Source organism: Alicyclobacillus dauci (assembly GCF_026651605.1).
GTDB lineage: Bacteria > Bacillota > Bacilli > Alicyclobacillales > Alicyclobacillaceae > Alicyclobacillus > Alicyclobacillus dauci.
Map to the genome: position 1 here is coordinate 4,459,108 of NZ_CP104064.1, position 16,204 is coordinate 4,475,311.

Annotated in this window: 19 protein-coding genes; 1 reads left to right on the forward strand and 18 read right to left on the reverse strand. The window is 55.3% G+C overall.

Features of this window, described 5'->3' with window-relative positions:
• Positions 1–95: 95 nt before the first annotated feature.
• Positions 96–830, forward strand: coding sequence for a two-component system sensor histidine kinase NtrB (locus tag NZD86_RS22220; RefSeq protein ID WP_268044247.1), 735 nt, complete (start codon positions 96–98; stop codon positions 828–830).
• 214 nt (positions 831–1,044) lie between these two features.
• Here the strand turns inward: NZD86_RS22220 and NZD86_RS22225 are convergent, their stop codons facing one another.
• From NZD86_RS22225 to upp, 18 genes are all read right to left on the reverse strand, one after another.
• Entirely contained in the window at positions 1,045–1,170 is a 126-nt protein-coding gene (locus NZD86_RS22225) for a hypothetical protein (RefSeq protein WP_268044248.1), read from the reverse strand.
• An 822-nt stretch (positions 1,171–1,992) separates the two neighbouring features.
• A complete protein-coding gene (murA, locus tag NZD86_RS22230) occupies positions 1,993–3,303 on the reverse strand; it encodes a UDP-N-acetylglucosamine 1-carboxyvinyltransferase (RefSeq protein ID WP_268044249.1) in 1,311 nt (436 codons plus the stop codon).
• 62 nt (positions 3,304–3,365) lie between these two features.
• Entirely contained in the window at positions 3,366–4,205 is an 840-nt protein-coding gene (locus NZD86_RS22235; protein ID WP_268044250.1) for a YwmB family TATA-box binding protein, read from the reverse strand.
• Positions 4,206–4,497: 292 nt separating this feature from the next.
• A complete protein-coding gene (locus NZD86_RS22240; protein ID WP_268044251.1) occupies positions 4,498–4,788 on the reverse strand; it encodes a hypothetical protein in 291 nt (96 codons plus the stop codon).
• A gap of 218 nt (positions 4,789–5,006) precedes the next feature.
• On the reverse strand, positions 5,007–5,270 hold the full coding sequence (locus NZD86_RS22245; RefSeq protein WP_268044253.1) for a DUF1146 family protein: 264 nt from the start codon (positions 5,268–5,270) through the stop codon (positions 5,007–5,009).
• Between the two features lie 22 nt (positions 5,271–5,292).
• A complete protein-coding gene (locus NZD86_RS22250; RefSeq protein WP_268044254.1) occupies positions 5,293–6,210 on the reverse strand; it encodes a hypothetical protein in 918 nt (305 codons plus the stop codon).
• Positions 6,211–6,615: 405 nt separating this feature from the next.
• Positions 6,616–7,047, reverse strand: a complete 432-nt coding sequence (gene atpC / locus NZD86_RS22255; protein ID WP_268044255.1) for an ATP synthase F1 subunit epsilon — start codon at positions 7,045–7,047, stop codon at positions 6,616–6,618.
• Positions 7,048–7,082: 35 nt separating this feature from the next.
• Positions 7,083–8,489, reverse strand: a complete 1,407-nt coding sequence (gene atpD / locus NZD86_RS22260; RefSeq protein WP_268044256.1) for a F0F1 ATP synthase subunit beta — start codon at positions 8,487–8,489, stop codon at positions 7,083–7,085.
• A 27-nt stretch (positions 8,490–8,516) separates the two neighbouring features.
• On the reverse strand, positions 8,517–9,377 hold the full coding sequence (gene atpG, locus NZD86_RS22265) for an ATP synthase F1 subunit gamma (protein ID WP_268044258.1): 861 nt from the start codon (positions 9,375–9,377) through the stop codon (positions 8,517–8,519).
• Between the two features lie 54 nt (positions 9,378–9,431).
• A complete protein-coding gene (gene atpA, locus NZD86_RS22270) occupies positions 9,432–10,940 on the reverse strand; it encodes a F0F1 ATP synthase subunit alpha (RefSeq protein WP_268044260.1) in 1,509 nt (502 codons plus the stop codon).
• Positions 10,937–11,485, reverse strand: coding sequence for an ATP synthase F1 subunit delta (atpH, locus tag NZD86_RS22275; RefSeq protein ID WP_268044261.1), 549 nt, complete (start codon positions 11,483–11,485; stop codon positions 10,937–10,939). The genes atpA and atpH overlap by 4 nt, the downstream gene beginning before the upstream one ends.
• 8 nt (positions 11,486–11,493) lie before the next feature.
• Entirely contained in the window at positions 11,494–11,985 is a 492-nt protein-coding gene (gene atpF / locus NZD86_RS22280; protein WP_268044262.1) for a F0F1 ATP synthase subunit B, read from the reverse strand.
• Positions 11,986–12,046: 61 nt separating this feature from the next.
• Positions 12,047–12,283, reverse strand: coding sequence for an ATP synthase F0 subunit C (gene atpE, locus NZD86_RS22285; protein WP_031218766.1), 237 nt, complete (start codon positions 12,281–12,283; stop codon positions 12,047–12,049).
• Between the two features lie 45 nt (positions 12,284–12,328).
• Positions 12,329–13,096: a F0F1 ATP synthase subunit A gene (gene atpB, locus NZD86_RS22290; protein ID WP_268044264.1), complete on the reverse strand. Its 768-nt coding sequence runs from the start codon at positions 13,094–13,096 to the stop codon at positions 12,329–12,331.
• A gap of 8 nt (positions 13,097–13,104) precedes the next feature.
• The gene (locus NZD86_RS22295; protein WP_268044265.1) at positions 13,105–13,506 is read right to left on the reverse strand and encodes an ATP synthase subunit I; all 402 of its coding nucleotides are present in this window, start codon (positions 13,504–13,506) and stop codon (positions 13,105–13,107) included.
• Positions 13,503–13,772, reverse strand: a complete 270-nt coding sequence (locus NZD86_RS22300) for a hypothetical protein (protein WP_268044266.1) — start codon at positions 13,770–13,772, stop codon at positions 13,503–13,505. Before NZD86_RS22300 ends, NZD86_RS22295 begins: the two co-directional genes overlap by 4 nt.
• A gap of 469 nt (positions 13,773–14,241) precedes the next feature.
• Positions 14,242–15,384 (reverse strand): non-hydrolyzing UDP-N-acetylglucosamine 2-epimerase, encoded by a 1,143-nt coding sequence (gene wecB / locus NZD86_RS22305; protein ID WP_268047003.1) that lies wholly within the window; start codon positions 15,382–15,384, stop codon positions 14,242–14,244.
• Positions 15,385–15,509: 125 nt separating this feature from the next.
• Positions 15,510–16,139 (reverse strand): uracil phosphoribosyltransferase, encoded by a 630-nt coding sequence (upp, locus tag NZD86_RS22310; RefSeq protein WP_268044267.1) that lies wholly within the window; start codon positions 16,137–16,139, stop codon positions 15,510–15,512.
• Positions 16,140–16,204: the final 65 nt, after the last annotated feature.

Consider the following 16,204-nt stretch of genomic DNA (forward strand, 5'->3'; position numbering starts at 1 on the left):
CGATCCGCCGAGCCATTCACCGTCTACACCACTATCACGCAGATGGTTACATGATTCTCTGTCTGCCGCAGAGCGGTAGCCGTAGGTCCTCGCAGGTGGAACAGGAATCCCAAGCGACCACGCGCAATATCCGTTCGGCACCGGATCGCGCGCTGCCACTGGAGACACTGGGGCAAATTGCCACGAGCATCGCACATGAGATACGCAATCCCCTGACGTCCGTCCGTGGCCTCGTCCAGCTCCTCGAGCCCGATCTCGCCCGACTCGGCAAAGAGCAGTGGGCCTCGATTATTCTGGGCGAGATCGCGCGGGTGAATCTGGTCATCACAGAGTTTCTTCAAACCACCAAGCCCCGCGCGCCAGTCAAGGAACGTGTGCTCGTGTCAGACCTGCTCGACGAGTTGCTCCTCCCATGCCTAAGCTGCGGCCATGCGGTCCTGCAAAATGTCCAAATCCTTCGCGGCCACATCGATCCCCCCGGCCTCACCGTCGCCGTCGACAAGTCGCAACTGGGGGAAATTCTCCTGAACATGACCCGAAACGCCACGGAGTCCATCCGCCAAACGTGCAAGACGGACGGATACGTGCTGTTCTCGGCGAGCCAAATTGGCGATCGGATCCGCGTCTCCATTCGCGACAACGGCATCGGCATCGCGGACGACGTACGCACCCGGATGTTCGACCCCTTCTACACCACCAAATACGACGGCACGGGCCTCGGCCTGTCGCAATGTCTGTATATCATGGAGATGCATGAGGGATCGATCAGCGTCGACAGCTCCCCAGGCCACGGCGCCACGTTCCACCTGTGGTTTCCCACGGTGGCGTGAGGCGGGGCGCTGCGGCGGGGGCGGGCGCTGCGGCGCGTGAGCTGGAGTGGTGGGCGCGAGGGCCGGTGGCGCGCCGCGAGTGTTCTAAGGGCAAGCGACGCGGTGTGCCAAGGTCAGGGGTGACAGTGTAGGGGCTCCGGATAGGTGCAAAGTGGCAGCTAACGCCGGTTGCTGCGGACCGGCGGGAGTCGAATAGGCACCAGAATAGTGTCTATCACCGGGATTTGTGGGCGAGCACAGCCAAATAGCGACGGAAATGGTGCTTAACGGAGTACTCCCTGTACTGATTCGGGTGATCCGACCCGACGACAGGTGTCAAAATGGTGCCTATGACGTTCATCCCGAAAAGTAGATAGCCAAATAATCACCAAAGTGATACCTAATGTTTCCGCCCGACCTCGCAGTCCTACGGCCCACCTAATTCGGCGATCAACACTCATACCCGGGACACGTGTGGGGTCTTCTAGGCACCCAACGAAAGAAACCTCCCCTCCTTTGGACGGTGCTACGTGGGTGTCCCCAGTGATTTTTATACAGAAAAACAATTCATGTTTTTGACTTTTGGTAAAACCAGGTCAGGCACAGGCCAGGAGCCCGATATCGAGAAGCCGGTGAGGTCCTTGTTCCTTACGATCCAGCATAGAGGTCCGATCCCCGATGTCGGCTGCTCGGCTGCTCGGCTGGGCCTGTATAGGCGACTTTTGTTCCGTTGTTTCTCCCAATGCGTCACTGAAGCGACAGCAGGGGAAGTAAATTCTCTTGTTCTGTAATGTTCCGCCCCTTCACCCGGGGATGGGGCCATATAACGGAATCTGAGTCTTTTGTTCATACCAAATCCGCATCCGATGAACGACTAAAGTACCATGCTTCCCCTATGCTGCGCGGTCGCGTGCGTGTTCAGCGCCCCCTTCACCCTAGCCAGCCCGCTATTCACTCCGGGAGGCGTCCCGTCGGGCCAACGGCCTCACCCCACAGCCGTCCTGCCACAAAAACGCAAAAAAGCGGGGCAGGCCCATTGGCCCACCCCGCTCATACGCATCACATGAATGATTCACATACCACATCAGAGCCCCCGACGCAGGGCCAGCGGTAGCGGCTCCAGGCCCCCATGCCACCGCCCAACCGCCCCTGCGGTCCAGCGTGCTGTGCTACGCTACTCAACCTAAGCGCCTGCGCTCGCACCGGCGGCGCCGGCGACTTCCTCTTCGTCCTCGAAGCGGGCGATGCGGGCCCCGAGGGATTGGAATTTGCCCACGAGGTTGTCGTAGCCTCGGTCCAGATGGTGCAAACCGTGCACTTCCGTCTCGCCTTCCGCGATGAGGCCGGCGATGACGAGCGCTGCGCCTGCGCGCAAGTCCGTGGAGGTCACGCGTGCACCGGAGAGGCGCTCGATTCCGTCGATCACGGCCGTCCGACCCTCGATGTGAATGCTTGCACCCATGCGCTGCAGCTCTGCGACGTGCATGAAGCGGTTCTCGAAGACCGTTTCCGTAACGGTGCTTGTGCCCTGGGCGACGCAGAGTGCGGCGACCATTTGGGCTTGCATGTCCGTTGGATATGACGGATAGTAGTGCGTTTTGACGTCAAGCGGACGCATGCGGCGACCTTCACAGGGCCACACTTTGATGCCGTCCACCCGATCCTCAATCGTTGCCCCAGCTTCCTCCAACTTGGCAATGAGGGACATGATATGCTGCGAGACCGTGTTCTCAACGTAGACACCGTTGCCCATGACGGCGCCGGCAACGAGGAACGTGCCTGCTTCAATTCTGTCAGGGATGACCGAATGCGTCGCGCCGTGCATGACATCGACGCCGTCGATGCGGATGATGTCCGTCCCTGCACCACGGACGCGGGCGCCCATGGCGTTGAGGTAGTTGGCGAGATCGACATTTTCGGGTTCCTTCGCCGCGTTCTCGATGATGGTTTGGCCTTTCGCCAGCACGGCCGCCATCATGATGTTTTGCGTCGCACCGACACTCGGGATATCGAGATAAATCCGCGATCCGCGCAAGCCACCAGTTGGCGCCTTGAGGCGGACAAAGCCGTTCTCGACGATGGACGTTGCGCCAAGGGCTTCCAAGCCTTTGATGTGCAAATCGACCGGACGCGGTCCGATGTTGCAGCCACCCGGCAGTGCGATCACGGCTTCGCCAAAGCGCGTGAGAAGCGGCCCTGCGACGACGAATGAGGCCCGCATGCGGCGGACGAGATCGTAGGGCGGGGTCACGCTGTTTATGTTCTCTGCATTAATTGTCACGGATGAGTCCTGCCACTCGACGTCCGCGCCGAGGGCGTGTATGGTGTTTGCCATGTTTTCGACATCGAGCAGATGTGGAACTTCCTCGATGTGGCTAACACCTTCAGCAGCGAGCAAACTAGCTGCCAATATGGGTAATACGGCGTTCTTTGCGCCGCTAACGCGGACGGTTCCTTCGAGAAGGTGCCCGCCTTCGATGAGTATCCTTGCCATTCCGTAACCTCCGGCCTCGGTCTATGGACTCCTCGTCACGAAGCGTTACGTGGACGTGTCGTCTAGTACGTGGTTGTAATGATTGGTGTTCCGACCAGGACGTCCGTACTGTGATGGAACGTATCGTCGTGCACGGCAACCTGCACATTCATACGTCTTCCATTCGTGTAAATGTACGTCAAGGCATCCGCAGCATAACCGGAGACACTCGTCTCCCACTGTGTCTTCAGTGACTCCACAGAACTTGCATTGACTGCCTGAAGTGCCATGGTTGCTAAGTGGTTCGCCTGCTGCTGTGGGACTTCACTCGCCAGCGATCCCGTCAAGTACGCACTCATCTGCGGCGTACCTTGAACAGCTGCAACCATATGCTCGACTCCGTCATACTGGCGCGCAAAATTGTCCGCCGCCGATCCGGTTCCCAACGCCGTTACAGTCAAGACCGTTTGCGCTGCTTCATCGGTGGACGGAGACTGCGTCGTCGTACCCGGGAGACTCGTCAAGACAATCCGTACATTCGTGGAGTTTGGCCACTGTCCGTCCACTTGATAATACGTTTCATTCTGTTCGGATCGAGTTGTTAATTTCGCGTTCGTAAGCGCGAATTCCTTCTCTAACTGTTCTCCAAGAGATGCCAATTGCGTATGATTCATAAATTGATTGTTAAGTATCGTCCAGTCGTGAATGGCGTAACCATTCGGCGACGCGTTAGTTGCAGCCAATGCCTGGCTGAGAAACGCGAACTGCCGCTGGCCATCGTCCGACTGCGTCCCCGCTTGGCCTAACGACTGACTCGGCTGCGTTGTGCCTGTCGTCGCCGCCGCTTGTGCCGTCGACACAAGTGGATGAACAATTGCTGCACCGATAACCACAAAGACGCCTGCCCACATGAGTTTTTTCACGCGACGTTTAAACCGTCTACTCCTGATTCGGGATCTGCTTTGTGAATTAGTCTGTGCCATTGTCGCATCCTCCATCCAAATGTTTGTAAATCCGCCTGTCGCTGATTGCGCAACCAGGTCTGTTACAAACATTGTGGACGAGAATCTATCAGCCTATACCTACCTCGTAGAGACTTTCATAGAATACGTTGCCACCGCGTAACGTGCGGGGGTCGTTTTTTGCCGATCCGCCACGAAAAGATTACTTTGGCGACGCGCCTCGGGTCTCGTTCGGTCGGCCCGCAGATTCGCGCTACGGGCCTTGTGCTGGGCGACAGTGGCGCGCAATAACAGGGAGTTTCGCCTTATTGGCCATGTTTCCATGAGCGGGATCGCGACATAGCCGGACTTTGCCCCCAGAAAGATAGCCAATAAGGTGAATCGACCCGTTAATCGCTTCTGCGTCCAATGGAACCGACGCCAACACACTGCTCCCGCGGGCCATTGACAGCCCGACCCTGGCGGGCGGCGCGGCGCAAGAATAGGCGACCGTCGTTCCCTTGTTGCCAATGAGCCAGGCACCGTGTCGAGATAGAGGAACCATGTTCGCTTATGCAGCTAATTTCCCGCTTTTCCTGGGGCAAATTCGCCTATAACGGAACCCAAGTCCGTTACGCATGCGGATTTGCGACGGGATCTGACAACAAGGCACTGTGGTTCCCCTAATTGCAAGCCGTCCGCCCCGGCAGCGACGGTATACCGCCTCGACCGACCCCCAGGGCTCCCCGCCGCCCTTCGGGCCCGAGCACCGAATGCCACCGCCTACAGCCCCTGCACCACCTGCATCGCGCCAAGGAGGAGCACGGCGACCAGCACGGCGAGCAGTCCGCCGCACAAGGACAGGAAGAATCGAAGCATGGTCGCTTGCGGGCTGAGTGGTTGGTTGACGAACTTATCCCACTTCACGGCTGCAAGTGCCCACCAGGCTGCAATGAGGCCGGCGAAAAAGAAGACGATAATGATGAGACCGTCCGCGCCGATCATCAGCGACACGTGCCCCGCCGGGTTGCTCGCCATGCTGGTCATGAATTCACCGCCTCTTTACAAGTTACTGTGCCGAATTCAGCTGTTTGGAGCGGACGGTCATGACCGTTAGGCCCACCGATGCCAGGACGATGACGCCGGCAAGGGCGATGATGATGACCATCCAGGGTGAGGCAACGACCACCGACCATGATCGCCAAATGTAGATCCCACTGACCAGACCCAGGCCGATGGTCAGTCGTCGCTGAACACCTCTGGCTTGCTCACGGTGAGCGTGCCAAATACAGAACATTTCAGCGGCAGCAACTTCGAGCAAGACGCCGACGAACCATAACCAAACTGTCCACGCAGGCCCATGCCACGGACCCTGTCCAGGACCGAGCTGGCTTAACTGGGTGAGTTGGACCGTGTGAAGTGCATGCCACGCGATCCATGTGGGGAGCGTCTGCAACAAGAACCCGATCACAGCCATTCCAGCCAACGCGCCTCGCCTGCCCAGCGCTGCAACATCGGTGGTTCGCAACACGAGCCAGATGGCACCTACAAAGCAAATTGCGCTGCCGATGAACGCTTGCAGCAGAGTGGGCGACATGACAAGGAAGCTGAATCCGAATGTCCACCAACTGAGTTGAAAGGTGGATCGAAAAGCGACATCCGGGTGAATCGCCTCTGCTCTGCGCCAACCGATTAGAGCATACTCGAAGGCACATAAGTATAGTACGAGAAGTGCGATGGTTGTTCCATAGTTAATTTCGAAGCCTTCGTGTATGGGCAAGCCGAACAAGGAAAACAGATAAATCTCCTCGTCGCCATGAATCTGGATGACGGAGAGGAGGCCGAGCAAAGACACAAGTGCACCTGCCGCGTGTACGCCCATGGATAGACCGTACGACCATTTCGACGGTGTGTTTCGCCCGGAAATGACGAGGAACACGCAGTTTGCCAGAGACAGCAAGGATGTCAGCCAAATCCACGTTGCCATGGTCACCCTCCTTACTGTGACTTAGTGCGTAAGCGCTTAGTCACAGTTATATCGACTTAGGTGAACTTGGGCGCTAGCCCTAGTGAACCTTGGTCGATGATGCTGTGACTTAGTGCGTCAGGACTTTAGTCACAGTTATATCGGCTTAGATGAACTTGGGCGTTAGCCCTAGTGATTCTTGGCCGATGATGCTGTGACTTAGTGCTTTAGCACTTCGTGACAATTATATCAACCTACGCCCGCTACGAACATCAAACATTCAGCGCCGACCGAAGGTAGAGCGATTCCGGTGAATGGCGCGTCTGCTTGATTGTAAAACACCCGGCGCGTTTGCGCCGGGTGTATTTGTTGGGAATATTGGTAACGCTCGCAAAGCCCGGCGTCGCGTGGTTACCACGGTTTGCACTAAGCTCCGAGGAAGCCACCAAGATCCTTGTGCTCTGCTATCGCGTCCAAACGCAATTGCGCGCGGACGAGTGCTTTTTTTGCGCGGTCGACATCGACATCGTCTGTCGTCTGCGCGATGCGACGTTCTGCTCGATCCTTAGCAGACTGAGCACGATCCGCATCGATATCGCCAGGAAGTTCCGCGGTATCTGCCAACAGGGTGATCTTGTCAGGCAGAATCTCCACGAACCCACCGCTGACTGGGACGACGTCTTCCCGACCATCCTCCAGTTTGATGCGGACCAGGCACGGCTTCACCGCCGTCGCCAACGGCATGTGGCGAGGCAGGATACCGAGTTCCCCATAGCCACCTTGGAGGGTCACCATGCGGACATCCTGTTCCAGGATAACCCGTTCCGGCGTAACAATCTCAAGCGGTACGGTTATCATCGCCGATCACCTACCTTCCCGAGTCGACGTACCCATTACGATACGTATCCGTCTTTCTTCGCCTTCTCAAGGACATCTTCGATGGCACCGCAATAGCGGAAGTACGTTTCTGGAATATCGTCGTGCTTGCCGTCGAGGATTTCGCGGAAGCTGCGAACGGTATCCTGAACGGACACGTACTTACCAGCGAGGCCTGTGAAGACTTCACCGACGAAGAACGGTTGTGACAGGAAGTTCTGGATCTTACGGGCACGAGAAACGGTCAAGCGGTCCTCGTCCGTCAACTCGTCCATACCTAGAATGGCGATGATGTCCTGCAATTCGCGGTAGCGCTGCAGAACAGCCTGAACGCCGCGGGCAACGTCGTAGTGCTCTTGGCCGACGATGTCAGGCTGGAGAGCGCGGGACGTGGATGCGAGCGGATCAACGGCTGGGTACAGACCCATATCAGAAATGCGACGGTCCAAGTTGGTCGTTGCATCCAAGTGTGCGAATGTGTTGGCCGGAGCAGGGTCCGTATAGTCATCGGCTGGGACGTACACGGCCTGAATGGACGTGATGGAACCCTTGACCGTTGACGCAATACGTTCTTGCAATTGGCCCATTTCCGTTGCCAGTGTAGGTTGGTAACCTACGGCAGACGGCAGACGGCCGAGCAGAGCGGACACTTCGGAACCAGCCTGCGTGAAACGGAAAATGTTATCGATAAACAGAAGCACGTCCCGTTCTTCCATGTCACGGAAGTATTCCGCGATGGTGAGGCCCGTGAGGGCAACGCGCATACGTGCACCCGGCGGCTCGTTCATCTGACCGAAGACCATTGAGGTCTTGTCGAGGACGCCGGAGTCCTTCATTTCGTGGTAGAGGTCGTTACCTTCACGAGTACGTTCACCGACACCGGCGAATACGGAGTAACCACCGTGTTCCTTCGCGATGTTGTGAATGAGCTCCTGAATCAAGACCGTCTTACCGACACCTGCACCACCGAAGAGACCGACCTTACCACCTTTGATGTACGGCGCCAACAGGTCGACGACCTTGATGCCCGTTTCAAAGATTTCCGTCTTCGTGGTGAGATCGCTGAACTTAGGTGCCTCGCGGTGAATTGGCCACTGTTGGTCTGCTTGCGCAGGACCCTGTTCGTCAATGGTCTCACCGAGGACATTAAAGATGCGGCCAAGTGTACCTTGACCAACTGGAACGCTGATTGCACGTCCTGTATCTTCAACTTCGACGCCGCGAACAAGTCCGTCCGTGGACGACATCGCGACAGCGCGAACAACATTATCACCGAGGTGAAGCGCAACTTCCAATGTTACGTGGACGTCGATTTCACCGTGGTAGTCAATGCGCAGGGCATTGTTGATAGCAGGCAGTTGACCGTCTGGAAAACGGACGTCAACGACCGGCCCCGTGACCTGCACGACATGTCCTTTACTCACGAAGTTCCCTCCTATCCACTAGCTAACTTAACTTTGCGCAGCCGAACCACCGACGATTTCCGCAATCTGCGTCGTGATCGCAGCTTGGCGAGCACGGTTGAGCGACAGCGTGTAGTCATCAATCAAGTTCTTCGCGTTATCGGTTGCACTGCCCATTGCGGTCATACGAGCTGCGTGCTCGGATGCTTTCGCGTCCAAGACCGCCTGGTAAACCAGTGTTTCCGCATAGCGTGGCAACAAAGCCGCCATGACAGCTTCCTCATCCGGCTCGAATTCGTAGATTCGGCTCGGACCCGACTTGCCTTCCGTAAGGCTGTCGAGGGGAAGCACTTTTTTCAAAACCGGTCTCTGTGAAGCCGCGTTGATAAATTCGTTGTAGACGAAGTACAGCTCATCGAACTCAGCGCGTTCGTACGCCTGCACGATTTCTGCAGCCAAGTTGCGAATCGAGGCATACGTCGGAGAATCCGATAGATCCACCACTTCGGCAGCAATTGGATAATCACGGCGCTTGAAGAAATCACGGCCGCGTTTACCGACTGCAAAGATGGTATACGCCGACTTGTCGGTTTTACCGAACGTTTGCAAGGCTAAACGCAGAACTTGCGCATTGTAGGGACCTGCAAGTCCTCTGTCCGCTGTAATGACGAGGTAACCCGTGCGCTTGACAGGACGGGACGCCAACAGCGGGTGCTTGACGTTTCTCGCAGACGCAGACAAATTAGCGAGCATATCTTGCAGTCTCGCAAGGTACGGTTTGGACTGCTGAACTGCGGATTGGACGCGGCGCAGTTTGGCAGCAGCCACCATCTCCATCGCTTTCGTGATCTGAGATGTATTTTTAACGCTTTTAATGCGACGTTTAATTTCACGTGCGTTTTGCGGCAATCAATTCACCACCCATCTGTGTGCGAAGTTCGCGATTCAGAGGCTGTGATAAAGTCACGCTACGAACGTCGACTTGAACTTACCAACAGCTTCCTTCAAGAGGGCAACCGTGTCATCTCCGAGTTGGCCGGTCTCCTGCATCTGCTGGAAGATCTGCGGATACTCTCGGTCGATAAAGGCGAGCCATTCGCGTTCGAACTTCAACACAGCTTCGACTGGCACGTCATCCAAGTAGCCGTTGACACCGGTCCACAGCGATGCGACCTGACGGTCGAACGTGAGTGGTTGATACTGCGGCTGCTTGAGCAATTCGGTCATCCGCGCACCGCGGTTCAATGTCTCGAGTGTTGCTTTGTCGAGATCGGAACCGAACTGCGTGAAGGCTTGCAATTCACGGTATTGAGCCAAGTCGAGCTTCAAGGTACCAGCGACTTTCTTCATGGCCTTCGTCTGTGCCGAGCTACCGACACGAGACACGGACGTACCGACGTTGACGGCTGGGCGAACGCCCGCGAAGAAGAGGTCTGACTCCAAGAAGATCTGACCATCGGTGATGGAGATGACGTTCGTCGGAATGTACGCCGAAATGTCACCAGCCTGCGTCTCGATAAACGGCAGAGCCGTCAGCGATCCGCCACCGTTTTCATCGTTCAATTTCGCCGCGCGTTCGAGCAAACGAGAGTGCAAGTAGAAGACGTCACCAGGGAATGCTTCACGACCTGGCGGACGGCGGAGCAACAGCGACATTTCGCGGTATGCTGCCGCTTGCTTCGTGAGGTCATCGTAGATGACCAGCGCGTGCTTGCCGTTGTACAAGTAGTGCTCAGCCATTGCGCAACCTGCATACGGAGCGAGGAACAGAAGCGGTGCCGGCTCCGACGCGCTTGCGGCGACGATGATGGTATATTCGAGGGCACCGTGACGACGAAGCGTCTCAACGACCTGTGCAATCGTGGATTGCTTTTGGCCGATTGCGACGTAAACGCATGTCACGCCTTTGCCTTTTTGGTTGATGATGGTGTCGAGTGCAACAGCCGTTTTACCGGTCTGACGGTCGCCGATGATGAGCTCGCGCTGACCGCGGCCAATCGGAACCATTGCATCAATTGCCTTGATGCCCGTCTCCAGCGGTTCGTGCACGGACTTACGCACGATCACGCCAGGCGCCGGCGACTCGACGTTTCGATAGCCTTCCGCTTGAATTGGACCGTTGTTGTCGATGGGTTGTCCGAGCGCGTTGACGACGCGGCCCAACAGTCCGTCACCGACTGGAACTTGAACCAGGCGGCCTGTGCGTTTCACCTGTTCGCCTTCCTGAATTCCCGTTACAGAACCAAGGACAACGACACCTACGTTGTCTTCTTCAAGGTTCAACGTCATGCCGTATGCGCCGTTGCCGAACTCGACCAACTCGCCAGCCATGACGTTGTCCAAGCCGTGTAGACGGGCAATACCGTCACCGACAGACAGAACAATACCGGTGTCGTTGACTTGGATCTGCGCATCAAACTGCTCAATTTGCTGTTTGATCAGCGCACTAATTTCATCCGGACGAATACTCAACGTGTTCCCTCCTTGCCAACTGCACCCGCGAGCAGACTTTCACGGAACTGACGCAACGCATTCGAGGTCGTTGCATCGAGCACTCGGTTACCGACCTGCACACGATATCCCGCGATGAGCGCGCGGTTTTCGCGAACGCTCGCCTCGATCCGCTTGCCGAATGCGGCTTGCAGTTGAGAGACGATCCGATCAGTCTGTTCCTGCGTCAGCGGTTGTGCCGCTTCGATTTGTACTGCAAGTCGACCATGTGCCTCGTCGACGAATTCATGAAACCGTCCTGCGATGGCTGCGACATACTGACCGCGGCCACGTTCAAGCAGGAGTGTAATGAAGTTGCGCAAGTCCTTGCGAAGTTCGCCAGACAACAACTTCTCTATTGTCGAAAGCTTCATTTCCTGCGATAAAACCGGACTGGCCAAGAAAGCTCGGAGCTCTGTCGACGACTCGATCAGTGACTTCAATTGCTGAAACTGAGCATCCACTTCATCCAAGACATCAGCTGTTTTTGCATAGCTGAGCAATCCACGCGCATAGCGATTGATCACTGTGCCGCTTAACATACGAGTTCACCCAGGCGTTTTTCAGCCTCGGCCACCATCTCGTTGTGTACCTCCGTGGAGACATGGTTGTTAAGCAATTTCGAAGTCAATTCGACAGTCAGCTCTGCAACCCGTGCTGTGACGGCTGCCAGCGCTTCATCTCTATCACGTGCAATGGCAGCACGGTTTTCATCGAGGATCCGAGCAGCTTCTTCTTCCGCTTTTTGAGTGATCTCTCGTGCCAGTTCTTCCGAGCGCACACGAGCAGCGTCAAGTATGTTCTTTGCTTCCTTGCGCGCTTCATCGAGAAGACGCTTTTGTTCAGAGAGAAGCTTCGCTGCTTCTTCACGACTTTTTTCTGCATCTGTAATTTGCGTTTCCACATGTTTCCGACGTTGCTCAAGCATGTTTGCGAGCGGTCGGAATGCAAACCGTTGAATGATGAAAAACACGATCAGGAACGCGACAATAGAAAATATAAACGTTCCAAGTTCAAAGACGCCCACGCTTCGCGCCACTCCCTTCTGCTATGGAATCGCGTTTTGGACGAAACGACTGAGCCGCGACTTAGAGTTTACCTGCTGTAAACAGGATGATGATACCGAACGCCAACGCGATAACTGGGAACGCTTCGACGAGGGCCACACCAAGAAGTGCACTTGCAAAGATGGAACCACGAGCTTCCGGTTGACGAGCAACACCTTCAACGTACTTGCTCATAACCAAACCGTCACCAACACCAGAACCAACGGCTGCAAGACCCAACAAAAGGGCAACCGCTACGTCATAAATCGCTTGTACCATTTGTGCCATAGACTGTAATCCTCCTCAATGACGCTCTCATAAACATTAATGGTGTGCGTTGCCTTCAAACGACTTGTTGCCCACGTAGAGGCACATCAAGATGGAGAAGACGTACGCCTGAATCGTTGCGACAAAACCACTGTAGAGAAGCCACAGAACGACAAGTGGTGTTTGCCACGGGATCCAATGCAGCGCGAACGGTGCATTGAGCATGATACCAAGCAGTGCTTCACCCGCAAAAATGTTGCCGTAAAGACGCATGCCGTGCGTTAGCGGGTTTGTGATCTCCTCGATCACGGCAAGTGGCGACGGCGAGTAGAAATGCTTCAACCATTGCTTCGGATGACGCAGGCCACGCGCGTGGCTGATAAGCCAAACCATCACGGCAAGCCCAAGCGTCATGCTCATGTTCGACGTTGGAGAGTCAAACAGGACCACTTCGCCCTTCGCACTCTCTAATTCCGCTGGACTAATGCCCCAGACGGATGCGACGGAAGGATGGAAGTGAACCGCAACGGTCATAATCAGCCCCAGCCAATTCGCAACGAAGAGGAAAAACAACATCGTGAATGCGAGCGGCATGATGAACCGCACGGATTGTTCCGTAGGCATCGTTTCGCGAGCCATGTTGCTCGTGAAGTCAGCCGCCCACTCCACCAGGTTCTGCAATCCGCGAGGACTGCGCATGTCCATGCGGGCAAGCGCAAGGCGCAAGACGATGAAGACCACTAAACCCGTGAACAAAATCGTTCCGATAACGGTCAAGTTGGTCTGCCACAACGTCCCCGCGAAAATCTTGGGGAATGCTGCCACTGTCTCACCTACTTTTCTTTGGGAATGCGACTCGGGTTCTTGACATAGCTGTACAGTCCAACAAAGACGAAGACAAAACCAAGCAAGTAACCGATTAGTGCTGCGTACGGATTAAACACCGTACGGAATTTGAGGGAAATGACCATAATGACAACGATGAGAATAAGGCGGGTAAACATCCCCACCATCCCTGAAGCAAATAGGGCAGTTCCCTGTGTGTCATCATTGTGATGCCCTTGCCGGAACATGCTGAAAACCACATATAGTCCGCCAAGCTCCCCTAAGAACAAGCCGTTCACGGCAACCCGCCAAGGACCGAGAAAAAACCAGCTAACTGCGGTCAGGCCGATGAACACCAGCCAAGATATTGTGATTGTACGAAGGCGTTTGTTCAATCGGTCTACACTCATGGTTTGTCTCCTAAAATCTGTTTGGCGAGGAACGCGAGTCCCGAAGCACCAACAACGACGCCCACAATGACCCCGAGAATCGTCAGCCACACATGGTGTGTTTTGGCTGCGAAGTGATAACCCAAGAAACCGAAGACGACGACACTAACCGCCAATTGCATTGTTGCACCCGAGAAAACTGCAAACGTTTTCCAAGGATTTTGGCTCGACGGGGACTTAGACTTCTCTGTCGTAGGTTGCTGTTCGTCTGCGAACTTGGACACCACCTAGTACAGGATAAAGAGAGGAACATCGTAGAGTGCTGCTTACTCGGAACGCTCGCTCAAGGATCCGAGAGCAGGCGCTCGCGGTGAAGGTATCTTCGCAATTTCACTCACCGTCTTCCATGGTACCCTTTTCCAAGAGAAGGTAATCACAGAATTGGGAAGGAGTTTCCAGAAACGGATGTGCTAGCTCACCTGTCTCGTAGTATGAAACACCTGGTTCTTAGAGTGAAATGCCAGAACCCTTGCATATAGTACACTAGGCGAAAAAGATGTGTCAACGAATAGAGGCTTGACATTTCCAGTTCTGTGCCCATATACGCAATTGTTCATAACTTCGCCTTCATTTTAGAGACTGAAATACCTAGTTGGACGCGGAAAGTCCCGTTTGACCCCCGTTTTAGAAATCGCTTTCATAGAATTGGAGAGAAAAACGGCATGAAGCCGCTTTTCCTCATCCTCTCTATCTGCTTTAGAACAGTTTCTCGCTTTCCAAATAACGGAAAGGCGAAGGTCGGTCCGATTTTCCAAAATGGTGTAATATCGCCTGCACGATACGCTCCGAAGCCTTACCGTCTCCGTACGGATTCTTGCGTCCTGCCATATCGTCGTATGCGGCCTTGTCCGAAAGCAAGTGATTCGCTTCCGTGACAATCGTTTCTTCATCCGTACCAACCAGTTTCAACGTGCCCGCTTCAATTCCTTCCGGCCGCTCCGTTGTATCCCGCAAGACCAGCACCGGTACACCAAGCGACGGCGCTTCTTCCTGAATGCCACCGGAGTCTGTCAAAATCAGTGTCGATCTCGCCATAAAATTATGATTATCAACGACACCGAGCGGATCGAGCAAGTGAATCCGCGGATGACCGCCCATAATGGTAAACACCGTATCACGCACCGTTGGATTGAGGTGAACGGGGTACACGAGTTGGATATCCTCGTGGGCTTCCACAATGCGCCGGGCCGCACGGCAAATGTTCTCCAGTTTCTCGCCCCAGTTCTCGCGGCGGTGCGAGGTCATGTAAATGAGACGCCGCCCGCCCGGCATCGTATCAAGCACAGGATGGTGGTAGTTTTCACGAACCGTCGTTCTCATGGCATCGATAGCCGTGTTTCCCGTGATAAAGATATTTTCCGATTTGCGACCCTCGTTGAGAAGGTTCGTCGCGGATAAGTCCGTCGGTGCGAAAAATAAATCGCACAATACATCGGCCAACTGGCGATTCATTTCTTCCGGAAATGGACTGTATTTTTCGTACGTCCGTAGGCCAGCTTCCACGTGGCCAATGGCCACTTGCTGATAAAACGCCGCGAGCGCCGCGGCAAACGTCGTTGTCGTGTCGCCGTGCACAAGGACGATGTCCGGCCTCTTCTCGCCGAAGACGGTCTCGAGTCCGGTGATGGCCTTCGTCGTGATTTTGCCCAGGGTTTGATTCGGTTCCATGATATCCAAGTCGACGTCGGGGCGCACGTCGAATACCTCGAGAACCTGATCCAGCATTTCACGGTGCTGCGCTGTTACACAGACCAACGATTCAATGTCCGGATGTGCGTCCAGCACGCGCACAAGTGGCGCCATCTTGACCGCCTCCGGCCGCGTACCAAACACCGTCATGACTCGCACTGGCGATAAACTCAAAGTTGTTCCTCCTCGATCAGCAACGGTTCTCCGCTGCCCTTACCTCGATGGCTACTCAAAATTCCTCTATTTGAATCTCTTACTGTACGAATGACATGAAATTATTTCGTGCCGAACAAACGATCCCCCGCGTCGCCCAGACCCGGGACGATATAGCCGTGATCGTTTAGATATTCGTCGATTGACGCCGTGTAAATGTCGACGTCGTCGTGTGCCGCCTGCACCGTTTTGATGCCTTCCGGAACCGCGACCAGGCACATCAACTTCGGTTGCTTCGCACCGCGGGCCTTCACAGCCGACAGTGCCGCTGAAGCGGAACCGCCGGTGGCGAGCATCGGATCGACAACGATGACATCGCGATTTTCCACGTTCTGCGGCAATTTGCAGTAGTACTCGACCGGTTGGAGTGTTTCCGGATCTCGGTAGAGGCCCACGTGTCCAACTTTCGCTGTCGGAATGAGGTTCAAAATCCCATCGAGCATACCGAGTCCCGCGCGCAAAACGGGCACCAAGGCCAACGTTTTCCCGGCGATCACTTTCGTCTTCGCCCGCGCAACCGGCGTCTCCACTTCCGTCTCCACAAGCGGTAAATTCCGCGTGATCTCGTATGCCATCAACATCGAAACTTCCTGCACCAAGGCGCGAAATTCCTTTGTTCCCGTATCTTTGTTCCGTATGTACGTCAATTTATGTTGTATGAGTGGATGGTCAAGGACATGGACTTGTCCCATGGGGCGACGCTCCTTCGTATGCATTTACCGCCATTATAGCAAACTCTTCTCGGCAGGTTGTGCGA

What these genes read in the sequence shown, in the direction of transcription:
- wecB (WP_268047003.1), bottom strand. Translation starts at nt 15,384, where the DNA reads ATGACGGTGTTTGGTACGCGGCCGGAGGCGGTCAAGATGGCGCCACTT.
- NZD86_RS22245 (WP_268044253.1), bottom strand. Translation starts at nt 5,270, where the DNA reads ATGACCAGCATGGCGAGCAACCCGGCGGGGCACGTGTCGCTGATGATC.
- NZD86_RS22240 (WP_268044251.1), bottom strand. Translation starts at nt 4,788, where the DNA reads ATGGTTCCTCTATCTCGACACGGTGCCTGGCTCATTGGCAACAAGGGA.
- NZD86_RS22225 (WP_268044248.1), bottom strand. Translation starts at nt 1,170, where the DNA reads ATGAACGTCATAGGCACCATTTTGACACCTGTCGTCGGGTCGGATCAC.
- NZD86_RS22250 (WP_268044254.1), bottom strand. Translation starts at nt 6,210, where the DNA reads ATGGCAACGTGGATTTGGCTGACATCCTTGCTGTCTCTGGCAAACTGC.
- upp (WP_268044267.1), bottom strand. Translation starts at nt 16,139, where the DNA reads ATGGGACAAGTCCATGTCCTTGACCATCCACTCATACAACATAAATTG.
- murA (WP_268044249.1), bottom strand. Translation starts at nt 3,303, where the DNA reads ATGGCAAGGATACTCATCGAAGGCGGGCACCTTCTCGAAGGAACCGTC.
- atpE (WP_031218766.1), bottom strand. Translation starts at nt 12,283, where the DNA reads ATGGTACAAGCGATTTATGACGTAGCGGTTGCCCTTTTGTTGGGTCTT.
- atpC (WP_268044255.1), bottom strand. Translation starts at nt 7,047, where the DNA reads ATGATAACCGTACCGCTTGAGATTGTTACGCCGGAACGGGTTATCCTG.
- NZD86_RS22295 (WP_268044265.1), bottom strand. Translation starts at nt 13,506, where the DNA reads ATGAGTGTAGACCGATTGAACAAACGCCTTCGTACAATCACAATATCT.